General features: G+C 46.8%; 7 protein-coding genes, 19 tRNA genes, 1 pseudogene, 1 riboswitch and 1 other annotated feature. Of the genes and pseudogenes, 24 read left to right on the top strand and 3 right to left on the bottom strand.

Annotation, left to right across the window (positions count from 1 at the left end; all coding sequences use genetic code 11):
• Positions 1–25: 25 nt before the first annotated feature.
• From FJU10_RS13390 to FJU10_RS13285, 22 genes and pseudogenes are all read left to right on the top strand, one after another.
• A tRNA-Arg gene (locus tag FJU10_RS13390) sits at positions 26–99 on the top strand.
• Positions 100–110: 11 nt separating this feature from the next.
• Positions 111–184 (top strand) — tRNA-Pro (locus FJU10_RS13385).
• A gap of 13 nt (positions 185–197) precedes the next feature.
• Positions 198–270 (top strand) — tRNA-Ala (locus FJU10_RS13380).
• Positions 271–298: 28 nt separating this feature from the next.
• Positions 299–372 (top strand) — tRNA-Met (locus FJU10_RS13375).
• A gap of 13 nt (positions 373–385) precedes the next feature.
• Positions 386–459 (top strand) — tRNA-Ile (locus FJU10_RS13370).
• A gap of 26 nt (positions 460–485) precedes the next feature.
• Positions 486–575, top strand: a tRNA-Ser gene (locus tag FJU10_RS13365).
• A 66-nt stretch (positions 576–641) separates the two neighbouring features.
• Positions 642–715, top strand: a tRNA-Met gene (locus tag FJU10_RS13360).
• A 39-nt stretch (positions 716–754) separates the two neighbouring features.
• Positions 755–831, top strand: a tRNA-Asp gene (locus tag FJU10_RS13355).
• Between the two features lies 1 nt (position 832).
• Positions 833–903: transfer RNA gene (locus FJU10_RS13350), tRNA-Gly, on the top strand.
• 17 nt (positions 904–920) lie between these two features.
• Positions 921–994, top strand: a tRNA-Ile gene (locus FJU10_RS13345).
• A 21-nt stretch (positions 995–1015) separates the two neighbouring features.
• Positions 1016–1103: transfer RNA gene (locus FJU10_RS13340), tRNA-Ser, on the top strand.
• Positions 1104–1112: 9 nt separating this feature from the next.
• A tRNA-Glu gene (locus tag FJU10_RS13335) sits at positions 1113–1184 on the top strand.
• 12 nt (positions 1185–1196) lie between these two features.
• Positions 1197–1286: transfer RNA gene (locus tag FJU10_RS13330), tRNA-Ser, on the top strand.
• A 66-nt stretch (positions 1287–1352) separates the two neighbouring features.
• Positions 1353–1426 (top strand) — tRNA-Met (locus FJU10_RS13325).
• 39 nt (positions 1427–1465) lie between these two features.
• Positions 1466–1539 (top strand) — tRNA-Asp (locus FJU10_RS13320).
• An 8-nt stretch (positions 1540–1547) separates the two neighbouring features.
• A tRNA-Phe gene (locus FJU10_RS13315) sits at positions 1548–1620 on the top strand.
• A 7-nt stretch (positions 1621–1627) separates the two neighbouring features.
• Positions 1628–1698: transfer RNA gene (locus tag FJU10_RS13310), tRNA-Gly, on the top strand.
• A 16-nt stretch (positions 1699–1714) separates the two neighbouring features.
• Positions 1715–1788: transfer RNA gene (locus tag FJU10_RS13305), tRNA-Ile, on the top strand.
• A gap of 15 nt (positions 1789–1803) precedes the next feature.
• Positions 1804–1875 (top strand) — tRNA-Glu (locus FJU10_RS13300).
• Positions 1876–1966: 91 nt separating this feature from the next.
• A riboswitch (SMK box riboswitch) is annotated at positions 1967–2048 on the top strand.
• Positions 2046–3230 (top strand): methionine adenosyltransferase, encoded by a 1185-nt coding sequence (gene metK / locus FJU10_RS13295; RefSeq protein WP_140966141.1) that lies wholly within the window; start codon positions 2046–2048, stop codon positions 3228–3230. (Overlaps the previous riboswitch by 3 nt.)
• Before the next feature lie 66 nt (positions 3231–3296).
• Positions 3297–4754 (top strand): MDR family MFS transporter, encoded by a 1458-nt coding sequence (locus tag FJU10_RS13290; RefSeq protein ID WP_140966140.1) that lies wholly within the window; start codon positions 3297–3299, stop codon positions 4752–4754.
• Positions 4755–4776: 22 nt separating this feature from the next.
• A pseudogene (locus FJU10_RS13285) lies at positions 4777–5557 on the top strand (alpha/beta hydrolase).
• Positions 5558–5582: 25 nt separating this feature from the next.
• Here FJU10_RS13285 and FJU10_RS13280 read toward each other — a convergent pair.
• The 3 genes from FJU10_RS13280 to FJU10_RS13270 are packed head-to-tail and all read right to left on the bottom strand — an operon-like array spanning position 5583 to position 7784.
• Positions 5583–6161 (bottom strand): tRNA (mnm(5)s(2)U34)-methyltransferase, encoded by a 579-nt coding sequence (locus FJU10_RS13280; protein WP_175632012.1) that lies wholly within the window; start codon positions 6159–6161, stop codon positions 5583–5585.
• Positions 6136–7119: a TIGR01212 family radical SAM protein gene (locus tag FJU10_RS13275; RefSeq protein WP_077452372.1), complete on the bottom strand. Its 984-nt coding sequence runs from the start codon at positions 7117–7119 to the stop codon at positions 6136–6138. Before FJU10_RS13275 ends, FJU10_RS13280 begins: the two co-directional genes overlap by 26 nt.
• A 14-nt stretch (positions 7120–7133) precedes the next feature.
• The gene (locus tag FJU10_RS13270) at positions 7134–7784 is read right to left on the bottom strand and encodes a phosphatase PAP2 family protein (protein ID WP_081117844.1); all 651 of its coding nucleotides are present in this window, start codon (positions 7782–7784) and stop codon (positions 7134–7136) included.
• A 291-nt stretch (positions 7785–8075) separates the two neighbouring features.
• Between FJU10_RS13270 and FJU10_RS13265 the strand changes: the two genes are divergently transcribed.
• Positions 8076–9770 (top strand): muramidase family protein, encoded by a 1695-nt coding sequence (locus tag FJU10_RS13265; protein ID WP_140966139.1) that lies wholly within the window; start codon positions 8076–8078, stop codon positions 9768–9770.
• Positions 9771–9812: 42 nt separating this feature from the next.
• Positions 9813–10032, top strand: a binding site (T-box leader).
• Between the two features lie 85 nt (positions 10033–10117).
• Positions 10118–12532, top strand: a complete 2415-nt coding sequence (leuS, locus tag FJU10_RS13260) for a leucine--tRNA ligase (RefSeq protein WP_077452369.1) — start codon at positions 10118–10120, stop codon at positions 12530–12532.
• Positions 12533–12605: the final 73 nt, after the last annotated feature.

Below are 12605 nucleotides of genomic sequence, written 5' to 3'. Positions count from 1 at the left end.
TCCGGTCCTCGGCATTTCTTAATATGCGCCCATAGCTCAATTGGATAGAGTGTTTGACTACGGATCAAAAGGTTAGGGGTTCGACTCCTCTTGGGCGCGCTTTTTAATAACGGGAAGTAGCTCAGCTTGGTAGAGCACTTGGTTTGGGACCAAGGGGTCGCAGGTTCGAATCCTGTCTTCCCGATACTTTTTCAAAAGGGGCCTTAGCTCAGCTGGGAGAGCGCCTGCTTTGCACGCAGGAGGTCAGCGGTTCGATCCCGCTAGGCTCCATATCATTTGAATAAATGATTCTTTTTTACGCGGTGTAGCTCAGCTGGCTAGAGCGTCCGGTTCATACCCGGGAGGTCGGGGGTTCGATCCCCTCCGCCGCGATTTTTAAGAGCCTGGACCTTTAGCTCAGTTGGTTAGAGCAGACGGCTCATAACCGTCCGGTCGTAGGTTCGAGTCCTACAAGGTCCATTGTGGCATTGTATCTGTTTTATTATGGAGGATTACCCAAGTCCGGCTGAAGGGAACGGTCTTGAAAACCGTCAGGCGGGTAAAACCGTGCAAGGGTTCGAATCCCTTATCCTCCTTAACTGTCTCTTTTGTTGCGAGCAAAAGAATCACAGTCTTTTAATTACTGTAAAGTAATTACTTATCGCGGGATGGAGCAGTCTGGTAGCTCGTCGGGCTCATAACCCGAAGGTCGTAGGTTCAAATCCTGCTCCCGCAATCGCTTTGTTTAACGACAAAGCAGCAATACAAAGCTTCTGGTTTGGTAGTTCAGTTGGTTAGAATGCCTGCCTGTCACGCAGGAGGTCGCGGGTTCGAGTCCCGTCCAGACCGCCATGCGGGTGTAGTTTAGTGGTAAAACCACAGCCTTCCAAGCTGTTGTCGCGAGTTCGATTCTCGTCACCCGCTTTAGCTTTTATTTTTTGGGGCCTATAGCTCAGCTGGTTAGAGCGCACGCCTGATAAGCGTGAGGTCGATGGTTCGAGTCCATTTAGGCCCATCAAAATGTAGTCATACATTTGGGGAAGTACTCAAGTGGCTGAAGAGGCGCCCCTGCTAAGGGTGTAGGTCGGGAAACCGGCGCGAGGGTTCAAATCCCTCCTTCTCCGTTTTTTATTGGTCCGTTGGTCAAGTGGTTAAGACACCGCCCTTTCACGGCGGTAACACGGGTTCGAATCCCGTACGGATCATTTTTTACTTTTGGAGGATTACCCAAGTCCGGCTGAAGGGAACGGTCTTGAAAACCGTCAGGCGGGTAAAACCGTGCAAGGGTTCGAATCCCTTATCCTCCTTAACTGTCTCTTTTGTTGCGAGCAAAAGAATCACAGTCTTTTAATTACTGTAAAGTAATTACTTATCGCGGGATGGAGCAGTCTGGTAGCTCGTCGGGCTCATAACCCGAAGGTCGTAGGTTCAAATCCTGCTCCCGCAATCGCTTTGTTTAACGACAAAGCAGCAATACAAAGCTTCTGGTTTGGTAGTTCAGTTGGTTAGAATGCCTGCCTGTCACGCAGGAGGTCGCGGGTTCGAGTCCCGTCCAGACCGTTGTTTTTGGCTCGGTAGCTCAGTTGGTAGAGCAATGGATTGAAGCTCCATGTGTCGGCAGTTCGATTCTGTCCCGCGCCATAGGAATGCGGGTGTAGTTTAGTGGTAAAACTACAGCCTTCCAAGCTGTTGTCGCGAGTTCGATTCTCGTCACCCGCTTTGCATTTTTTATTTGGGGCCTATAGCTCAGCTGGTTAGAGCGCACGCCTGATAAGCGTGAGGTCGATGGTTCGAGTCCATTTAGGCCCATTACATTTTTAAACTGGTCCGTTGGTCAAGCGGTTAAGACACCGCCCTTTCACGGCGGTAACACGGGTTCGAATCCCGTACGGATCATGCAAACACTCTTGAGAGTGTTTTTTTATTACCCAAAAATGATCTTTTTATCATTTTCTCAAGCATGAGCAGTCAAAATTTGTTATAATCAGTCCGTTGCAAGTTCCCGAAAGGATTCGCAGCTGCGAAGATGCCTTGTAACCGAAACATATATTAGGGGGAATACAAAAATGACAGAGAAACACTTATTTACATCAGAGTCCGTTTCAGAAGGACACCCAGACAAAGTAGCCGACCAAATCAGTGATGCCATCTTAGATGCATTGCTTGCCGAAGATCCAATGGCACGGGTCGCGTGCGAAACGTCAGTTACTACCGGACTGGTTTTAGTCTTTGGAGAAATTTCTACTTCTGCTTATGTAGATATCCAAAAAGTCGTCCGAGAAACCATCAAAGAAATCGGCTATACACGAGCAAAATTCGGCTTTGACGGCGACACGGTTGCTGTTTTAGTAGCGATCGATGAGCAATCACCAGATATCGCTCAAGGCGTCGACGATGCTTTAGAAAGTCGCGGAGAAACGGATAAAGAAGATATCGGTGCCGGTGACCAAGGCTTGATGTTTGGTTTTGCCGTTGATGAAACACCTGAATTGATGCCTTTACCGATTGCCTTGAGCCATCGGTTAGTCCGTCGTTTAGCAGAGTTGCGGAAAAACAAGGAACTAAGCTACTTGCGTCCAGATGCAAAATCACAAGTAACCGTTGAATATGATGATAATGATCAACCACAAAGAGTGGACACCGTCGTTATTAGTACCCAGCATGATGATGCGGCTGATAATGAAACGATCCACCGTGATGTCATCGAAAAAGTGATCAAAGAAGTGATCCCTGCCGATCTTTTAGACGAGCAGACAAAATATTATATTAATCCTACTGGTCGTTTTGTGATCGGCGGTCCTCAAGGGGATGCCGGTTTGACTGGCAGAAAAATCATCGTTGATACTTATGGCGGCTATGCACGTCATGGTGGCGGTGCGTTTTCTGGAAAAGACGCAACCAAAGTTGACCGTTCAGCCAGCTATGCGGCTCGCTACATTGCCAAAAACATCGTAGCAGCAAAGCTAGCCAAAAAAGTGGAAGTACAATTAGCCTATGCGATCGGTGTGGCACAACCCGTGTCGATCAGCATCAACACTTTTGGTACCGGAACCGTCAGTAACGAACGCTTGATTCAAGCGGTGCGGGAAAACTTTGATTTGCGACCAGCAGGAATTATTGAAATGTTAGATTTGCGCCGTCCGATTTATCGTCAGACTGCCGCTTACGGACATTTCGGTCGTACAGATATCGATTTGCCATGGGAACGCACCGACAAGGTGGCGGCACTTTTGGCAAGTGTGAAGGATTAAAAGAGGCGACCTCTATTGATGACTATCAATAGAGGTTCTTTTTTTTGGAGTAAAAGGAGGAGTTACATGCGAACCAATGTAAAATTAGTCACCATTGCGGTCTTTGTCGCAACGTTTATGACCGCGATCGAAGGAACGATCATTACGACAGCGATGCCTACCATCGTTAGTTCATTGAAAGGAATCGAGATCATGAACTGGGTCTTCTCGATCTATCTTTTGACCAGTGCGATGTTGACCCCGATCTACGGCAAGTTTGCCGATAATATCGGCCGCAAACCAGTCTTTTTATTTGGTACGCTGCTGTTTATTATCGGGTCGGCGTTTTGTGGGATGGCCAATACGATGTTGACATTGATCATTGCCAGAGCGTTGCAAGGATTAGGCGCAGGGGCCATGATGCCCGTTGCCCTAACGATCATTGCGGACCTGTATCCTGTTGAAAAGCGGGCGAAAGTCTTAGGGCTCAATAGTACGGCTTGGGGGATCGCCAGCGTCGTCGGACCCTTAGCCGGTGGCTTGATCGTAGATACGATCGGGTGGCATTGGATCTTCTTTATCAACGTGCCCATCGGATTAGGGTTGATCGCCTTGATTTGGTTTTATTTTCATGAAGAAAAAAAGGCTTTTGCTGCAGTCAACATTGATTATGCTGGCAGTCTCTTGTTGATGTTGACGCTAGTAGGGCTCCTGCTAGGCTTCCAGTTGCTGGGAGATTATGGTATGAGTCTGCCTGTCATCGGGCTATTCGTTTTTTCTGTCCTTACGTTTATCGGCTTCATTCGAGTGGAGAAAAAAGCAACAGATCCGATTATTGATCTGAAGCTGTTCCACTCAAAATTGTTTGTGGTGGTCAATATCGTAGCAGCTTTGGCGAGCGGCTTCCTGATGGGGATCGATGTCTATATCCCAATGTGGATGCAAGGGGTCTTAGGCATGAGTGCGGGGATTGGCGGGCTTGTGTTGGCACCGTTGTCGATTTTATGGATGATTGGTTCCTTCTTAGCCAGCCGTTGGTTGACACAACACAGTGTCAGTTGGGTCTTGACGGTTAGCTTAGTGATCACGGCTACCGGTGCTTTGTGGCTCTTTTTGACACCGGCACAGACGTCATTCTGGTTGTTCTTGGTGATTTCTTCTATTACGGGCGTCGGTTTAGGGGCAACGATGGTGGTTTGTACCGTTACTGCCCAAACCAGCGTTGCACCCACCCAAGTCGGCGTGGCAACTTCTTTCAATACGCTGCTGCGCACGATCGGGCAAACCATCATGGTAGCGGTCTTCGGTATCGTTTTAAATACCAGTAATAGCATAGGCTTGGCACAGGCGCAAGTCACTGACAGCAGTGTCATGAATCAGCTGGTTGATCCAGCCGCCGCGCGTCAGCTGCCAACAGTCTTATTAGGGCAACTACGGGAGATTCTTTATAGCGGTCTACACTGGGTTTTTGGGATCGGTGTTTTACTCATTGTGCTAGCGATTGGTTTGACCCGCACGATTTCGCGAGAATCTGGTACAATATAAAAAAAGGATCGCAGGTGATTGTATGGCTTTTTTACAAGCAAATATCTATTCAAATGTTCTTGAAATGGAGGTAATGATCGATGTGATCTTGCCTCAAAGTACCAAGAAAAAAATCGGCACCCAAAGCCAATCGACGGGCACAGATCTCCCAGTGCTTTATTTATTGCATGGGATGAACGGAAATCATAGTGTCTGGCAGCGACGGACGTCGATCGAGCGGTATGCCGCAGAGTATCAACTAGCGGTCATCATGCCGTCTACTGATCTAGGCTGGTATACTGATACGACCTATGAGATGAAGTATTGGACGTTTATCGCCGAAGAATTACCACAGATTTGCCATGAGCTGTTTCCTCAGCTGACGCAAAAACGAGAAAAAACTTTTGCAGCAGGTCTCTCGATGGGAGGCTATGGGGCTGTAAAACTTGGGCTGCGCAAGCCTGACCAGTTTGCGGCGGTAGCGTCTTTGTCTGGGGCATTAGCGCTGGCTGAAAGCATGGATTCCTTGCTGCAGCTGCGAAGCCAAGCTTATTGGGCAGGAATCTTTGGCCCTTTAGAGCAATTCAAAGGATCTGAAAATGATTTGATCCATCTGATTGAGACCATCGATCCAAGCACCGCGCCGCGCTTTTTTTATTAGCTGCGGAACCGAGGATCAACTGTACCCGGCAAGTGAGTATGCGGCGGATAAGCTGCAAAAACGCAAAATAGCCGTAACGTTTGAATCGGGAACTGGGGATCATGATTGGAATTTCTGGGATCAATGGATCCAACGAGTCTTGCAATGGCTTTTTAGCGAATAAAAAAAACCATCAGTCGATCGACACATTAACGTGTCGAGGACTGATGGTTTTTTCGTTCGATACAAAATAAGATCGGCGGCTGGTTCCGCTGATTGATAAATTGATAGGAAAGGACATTGAATGCCTCTTGCGGCAGCTGCTGACAAAAGGAGTGGACTTCTTTCAGCTCTGCTTCGCCGCCAGCGTGTCCATAATAGCAGACGAGGATGATTCTACCTTTCGGGGCTAAACGTGTCAGTAAAGCTTCTAAAGCCGTTTTCGTTGTATCAGGCAGCGTGATGATCGCTTTGTCCCCTTTAGGCAAGTAGCCTAAATTGAAAATGGCGGCGTGAACCGGACCACTCACAACATCTGCCAACGTCTCATGGCCTTGATGGATCAGCTGGACTTGCGCCAACAGCTCTTTTTCAGCCAACCGCTTTTTGGTAGCTTGCAGGGCTTGTTCCTGAATATCAAAAGCAAACACCTGACCAGTCGGTCCAACTAAGGAAGCCAGTAATTCCGTGTCGAAGCCGTTGCCCATCGTGGCATCAACGGCGGTTTGTCCCGGTTGCAGAACTTCTTTTAAAAGGGTGTGGCTATAGCGCATGGCGGTCGGCAGCATCGACTGGCTCCTTTCGCACATTGAATTTTCCTTGATAGGAGTTGCGGCGCAACATTTCTTGATCGATCTCATTCAAGACTTCCCATTTTTTCAAACTCCACATTGGACCTACCAGAGAATCCCATGGTGCATCGCCTGTCAAGCGATGAATGATGATCTCTGGGGGGATCATCTCTAACTGATCGCAGATCAATGACACATAGGTATCGCGCCGCATCAATTGCAAACGTCCCTCATGATAATCCCGCAGCATCCGAGTATTGCGCATCAAATGCAGCAGGTGCAGTTTGATGCCTTGAATATCAGAATCTTGAATGGTACGGCGGACGTTTTCTTGCATCATCTCGATCGTCTCGCCTGGCAGGCCATTGATCAAATGGGTACAGACACGAATATTGTGTTTGCGCAGGCTGGCGACGCCGTCTAAGTAAGTTTGATAATCATGGGCGCGGTTAATGGCGTTGCTCGTGGTTTCAAACGTCGTTTGCAGTCCTAATTCGACCCATAAATAAAAGCGTTGATTGAGTTCTGCCAGATAGTCAACGACATCTGCTGGTAAGCAGTCTGGTCGGGTCCCAATGGAGATCCCGACAACACCAGGTAGTGTCAGCACTTGCTCGAAGCGCTCGCGGATCACTGCCACCGGTGCGTGAGTGTTCGTAAAGTTTTGAAAATAGACAATGTATTTGTCCACTTGCGGCCACTTTTTGTGCATCATGGCGATCTCTTTTTCAAACTGCTCTGGCAGCGGGGCTTCAGGTGCTACGATCATATCACCAGAGCCGGACACACTGCAAAATGTACAGCCGCCTTTGGCAACGGTGCCGTCACGATTGGGGCAGTCGAAGCCGGCATCAATGGGGACTTTAAAGATTTTTTCGCCAAATTCTTGCCGCAAAGCAAAGTTCCACGAATGGTATCGTTTGTTTTTATCTTCTGCATAAGGAAATGGATTCATTTTTTTACCTTCTTTTATAATTGTTTACGGGTGAAGCGCCAGACAAAGCGTTTTTGCAAGTAGTAAGGGTAGGTCAACAGCAGCCATGAAAGGCCGACACAAAACCCACCTAACACATCACTGGGAAAATGCACGCCAACATAGATGCGGCTGATGCCGATGCAACCGATCAATAGGCCTAACAGAATGCGGAGTCCCCATTGCCAAAAAGGCTGCTTGAAGAAGACCGGGACCAAGAAGAGCAATGTCCCATAAAAAACCATACTGCCCGTCGAGTGTCCGCTGGGGAAACTGAAACTTGATTCCGTGACTAAGTGTTCAAGGGTTGGTCGCTCCCGTAAAAAGACGAGTTTGATCAATGGATTAAAGAGCCCAGCAATCCCGATGGTGCCGATACTGAGCCATAGTGCTTCTGCATAATATTTATTGATCACTAAGACAGCTAAAACGGCGAGAAAGAGCAAGATGATCGTGGTAGGGTTCGCAAATTTTGTGACCCATAGAAAAAACGGTGTCCAAAACGGGTAGCCGCTGCGGATGATGCGAGTCAAGGTTTCGTCAAAGGAGACCAACCAAGTAGGATAAAATTTCACGAGATAGCCGAGAAAAACGAACAGCAGTAAAAAGCAGCTGCCGGCAAATTGAAAATATAGTTTTTTATGCATGGAAAAGCCTCGTTTCTAGAGAATTTCTGTCCCTACAAGCAAAGAGACATCTAGAAGGTATTATAGCATTTATCGCACGACGGAAAAAGCAGGGGACCAATCAAGGATTCTCCCACTTTCAAAGAATAGCTTTCGTTTGGTTAAATACAAACTCTTCATTTCAATAAATGTTTGTTTGATTACAAAGAGTTTACAGTTTCTGAAATCGGCTCAAATACCTTTTATAAATTCTTAAGAAATTGTATACTAAATCTACGTTCACTATAAGGAAAAAACGGAGGAATAACGGACATGAACACGAGTCAATCAAGAAAAGTACATCGTCAAGCAGACCAATCGGGCGATAAGTATCGAGTGATCAAAAAAAGTGCAGTTGTTTTAGGAACGACACTGACTGCTTGCTCTGTTGTAGCTCCATTGGTGTCATCGGTTCAAGCAGAAGCCGTAGAGACCTCGATCGCCCAAGTTTCTACTAGCAATTTTGCCGCGCCGAATACTTCCGCATTTATTGCTGAAATCGCTACGTACGCTCAGCCCGTGGCACAAGCCAACGATTTATATGCTTCTGTGATGATCGCACAAGCCATTTTAGAAAGTGGTTGGGGCCGAAGCAGTTTATCAAAAGCACCAAATTATAATCTATTCGGGATCAAAGGCAGCTACAACGGTCAAACCGTTTATATGAGTACCTTGGAGTACCTGAACAATCAATGGTTGACTATGAATGAACCTTTTAAGCGCTACCCATCTTACACGCAATCATTCGAAGATAATGCACGTACTTTACGCTCAACCTCTTTACAAAGCGGTGTCGCGTATTATTCTGGCGCTTGGAAGAGCAATACGACTTCATATCTTGATGCAACCGCATGGCTAGCAGGTCGCTATGCGACTGCACCAAACTATGCTTCTTCCCTGAATGCCGTGATCCAACAATTTGGTTTGACGCAATATGACACACCAGCTTCTGGCAATGCCGGTGGTGGTGCCACAGCTAGCGCATCAACCAATACCACGACTACAACGGCAGCTGTTAGCACGAGCGGAAGTCAAACCTATACAGTCGCTTCAGGCGATTCGGTCTGGTCGATTGCTAACAAACATGGCATTTCCATGGATCAGTTGCGCAGTTTGAACAACATCAAAAACGATTTTGTTTATCCGGGGCAAACGTTGAATGTCAACGGCAGCACCCAAAGTACTTCGACAACTTCAACAGTATCGATCGTTAATCGTAATACTTCAGCAACTACATCAGGCAACACCTATACCGTAGTTTCTGGCGATTCGGTTTGGTCGATTGCCAATAAGCATGGCATTTCGATGGATCAATTCCGCAGCTGGAACAACATCAAAAATGATTTTGTCTATCCAGGGCAAAAAGTTGTCGTCAGCGGTGGATCGTCTACGAATACCAGCAGTTCTACGACCGTCAGCACGGCATCAACGGCTAGCCAAAGCAGTGGCGGCACCTACACGGTGGCAGCTGGCGATTCGGTCTGGTCGATTGCTAACAAACATGGGATTTCGATGGATCAATTCCGCAGTTTGAACAATATTAAAAACGACTATGTCTATCCAGGACAAAAGGTGATTGTCAGCGGTAGTTCCGCAACGAGCACTACAACAAGCACGACCGTCAGCAGCCAAACCAGCAGTAGTGCTGCAGGCAATACCTATACGGTGGCAGCTGGGGATTCAGTCTGGTCAGTTGCCAATAAACATGGGATTACGATGGATCAATTTCGCAGCTGGAACAACATCAAAAATGATTTTATCTATCCAGGACAAAAGGTGGTCGTTAAGCAAGGCGGCACGGCAGCTACCACCAGCACTTCCGCGACAAACGGTTCTTACAAGGTCGCATCGGGGGATTCCGTTTGGGGAATCGCAGATAAGTTCGGCATCACGACGGATCAATTTATCCAATGGAACAATATTCAAAATAACTTTATTTACCCAGGACAAACAGTTAGGGTAAAATAGATTGCTATTCCTAATGATTTTTGTTAGGATAAGTGCAAAGAAACTTTCACGTTTGAGAAGGAATAGTAGAAGTACGGTGGGACTTTTAGAGAGTGCATGGTTGGTGGAAATGCACAGCACACCTTTCGAACTCGTCTTCGAGTGATATCTGACTGAACCTGAATTGGCTAGGCAGATACGGCGATGGCCGTTAAAACATCGAGGTCTGCTTTTTTGAGGAGCAGATAAACTTAGGTGGTACCACGTTGATAACGTCCTATAAAATCATAGCGATTTTTATAGGACTTTTTTTAAGTTTTGCTAGTTGATTTGACGAGCAAAACACCAATTTTTAGGAGGAGTCCATCGTGAATTACAATCACAAAGAAATCGAAAAAAAATGGCAAAAATATTGGGCGAAGAAAAATGAATTCAACACCCATGATGAGCCGGACAAACCAAAATTTTATGCGCTAGATATGTTCCCATATCCATCCGGACAAGGATTACATGTCGGACATCCAGAAGGCTATACGGCTACGGATATCTTGAGCCGCTTCAAACGCAGCCAAGGGTATAATGTACTGCACCCAATGGGCTGGGATGCCTTTGGTCTGCCTGCCGAACAGTATGCATTAGACACTGGAAATGATCCAGCGGAATTCACAAAGAAAAACATTGAGACCTTCCGTCGTCAAATCAATTCGTTAGGCTTCAGTTATGACTGGAATCGTGAAATCAACACGACAGACCCTGAATACTATAAGTGGACCCAATGGATCTTTACCAAGCTTTATGAAAAAGGGTTAGCTTATGAAGCTGAAGTTCCAGTAAACTGGGTACCAGAGCTTGGAACTGTGATTGCCAATGAAGAAGTCATTGACGGCAAGAGCGAACGGGGAGGCTATGATGTGATCCGCAAACCGATGCGCCAATGGATGCTGAAAATCACGGCATATGCTGATCGTTTGTTGGACGATTTAGAAGAAGTTGATTGGCCAGAAAGCATCAAAGAAATGCAACGCAATTGGATCGGACGTTCTGTCGGAGCCAACGTAACGTTTAAAGTGGCAGGGATGGAAAAAGACTTTACCGTCTTTACGACTCGCCCAGATACCTTGTTTGGTGCGACCTACGCCGTATTGGCGCCAGAACATGAGCTAGTGGCACAAATCACTACCCCTGAACAAAAAGCAGCCATTGATGCCTATGTAGAAGAAGCGTCGAAAAAATCTGATTTGAACCGAACAGATTTGGCCAAAGAAAAAACCGGTGTCTTCACTGGTGCCTATGCCATCAATCCCGTGAATGGCAAAGAGATCCCGATCTGGATCGCCGATTACGTTTTGGCTTCTTATGGAACAGGTGCGATCATGGCGGTTCCTGCCCATGACGAACGTGACCACGAATTTGCCAAAACATTCGGATTAGAGATCATTCCTGTATTGGCAGGGGGCAACGTGGAAGAATCTGCCTATACCGAAGATGGACTGCATATCAATTCAGACTTTTTGGATGGGCTAGACAAAGAGACTGCCATCGAAAAAATGGTCGCATGGTTGGAAGAAAACCATGTTGGGAAAAAAGAAGTCAGCTATCGTCTTCGCGATTGGTTGTTTTCTCGTCAACGGTATTGGGGGGAACCAATCCCAATCATCCATTGGGAAGATGGGACGACTACGACGCTTCCTGAAGATCAGCTGCCGTTGCGTTTGCCAAAAACCGACAATATCAAACCAAGCGGTACTGGGGAATCGCCATTAGCTAATGTCACGGATTGGGTCAATGTCACCGATCCAGAAACTGGGAAAAAAGGACGTCGCGAAACCAACACGATGCCACAATGGGCAGGAAGCTCATGGTATTTCTTACGCTTTATCGATCCTCATAATAAGTCTGTTTTGGCAGACTATGATAAATTGAAACGCTGGATGCCAGTCGATATTTATATCGGTGGGGCGGAACACGCTGTCTTGCATTTGCTTTATGCTCGCTTCTGGCATAAATTCTTGTACGATATCGGTGTCGTGCCAACGAAAGAACCATTTGAAAAATTGTTTAACCAAGGGATGATCCTTGGGGAAAACAATGAAAAAATGTCGAAATCCCGCGGCAATGTCGTTAATCCTGATGATGTCGTCAACCAATACGGTGCGGACACCTTGCGTTTATATGAAATGTTTATGGGCCCACTGGATGCATCGATCGCTTGGAATGAGAACGGCCTCGAAGGCAGTCGCAAATTCTTGGATCGCGTGTGGCGCTTGATCGTCGATGAAAATGGCAAAATGCGCGACCGTATCACGACATTCAACGATGGCAAATTGTCGAAAGTGTACCATCAAACAGTTAAGAAAGTGACGGAAGATTTTGAGCAGCTGCACTTCAATACGGCGATTTCCCAATTGATGGTCTTTGTCAATGAAGCCTACAAAGCCGATGCCTTGCCTTACGAATATGTCGAAGGATTTGTGCAGCTATTGGCTCCGATCGCACCGCATATCGGGGAAGAGCTCTGGTCGATCCTCGGAAATGACAATGGGATCTCATATGTTCCATGGCCAACCTATGACGAAAGTGCCCTAGTGGAAGATGAGATCGAAGTCGTCTTTCAAGTCAATGGCAAAGTTCGTGCCAAAGCAATGGTGCCAGCGGATGCCGAAAAAGCAGTGCTTGAACAATTGGCGCAAGAAAACGAACTTGTCCAAGAACAGCTCCAAGGAAAAACGATCCGCAAAGTGATCGTCGTACCGAATAAATTGGTCAATATCGTTGCAAACTAAACGCTAAAAACGTAGCTGCCTAACAGATCGACAGTCTGTTAGGCAGCTTTTTGGTAGCGACAAAGAAAAAAAG

The organism is Enterococcus sp. OL5, from assembly GCF_006491895.1.
In the GTDB taxonomy this organism is placed as follows: Bacteria; Bacillota; Bacilli; order Lactobacillales; family Enterococcaceae; genus Enterococcus_D; species Enterococcus_D innesii.
This window is presented reverse-complemented; position numbering and strand designations above follow the sequence as displayed.